The following is a 605-nucleotide window of genomic DNA, read 5'->3' on the forward strand; positions in this document are numbered from 1 at the left end:
GCGTGATGGACGTAGGAGTAACCGCGGCCCTGTTTCTTGTTGTGCCGCTTTCCGATCGCGCGGCCGAGCTTGCGATGTCCGCCGCCGTCGGGGATTCGGCCGAGCTTTTTGATGTCGATGTGGATCAGATCCCCGGGAGCGGGATGCTCGTAGCGATGCGGCTGCGGGCGTCGTACAGCAAGTCCGGTGTTCTGGTCGAGGTGACGAAGCAGCGGCATTTTGTAGCGGCGTAGGACTGCTGAGACGGTGCTGTGCGGCATGTGCAGGTGGTAGCCGATGCGGTGTGGTCCCCACCGGCGGAGGAAGCGCAGGTTGATGATTCGGCGTTCGGTGCGGGTCGGTGTCCGGTTCGGGTTGTGGTGGGGTCTGCTCGAGCGGTCGGCCATTGCCGGTGGGCCGCCGGTGCGGTATCGATCGGCCCATTTCTTGGCTGTGGTCGGTGAAACCTGGAATCGTTCGGCCGCTCGGCGGATCGACCATCCGTCGTCGACGATCGATGTCGCGAGTTTCAATCGCCCCTTCGGGGTGAGCAAGGCATTAGCGTGTGACACGAGGACCTCTCGGTTGTCGGTGCAGTTGTGGTAACCACACCGATACCGGAGGTC

1 protein-coding gene is annotated in these 605 nt (G+C 63.3%); it reads right to left on the reverse strand.

Going from position 1 to position 605, the window contains the following annotated elements; translation table 11 throughout:
- Positions 1 to 551 (reverse strand): helix-turn-helix domain-containing protein (locus CH266_RS17920; RefSeq protein ID WP_141214551.1); only part of this gene is annotated, 551 nt, incomplete at its 3' end.
- Positions 552 to 605 lie beyond the last annotated feature (54 nt).

This window comes from Rhodococcus sp. 06-1474-1B, from assembly GCF_002258885.1.
GTDB lineage: Bacteria > Actinomycetota > Actinomycetes > Mycobacteriales > Mycobacteriaceae > Rhodococcoides > Rhodococcoides fascians.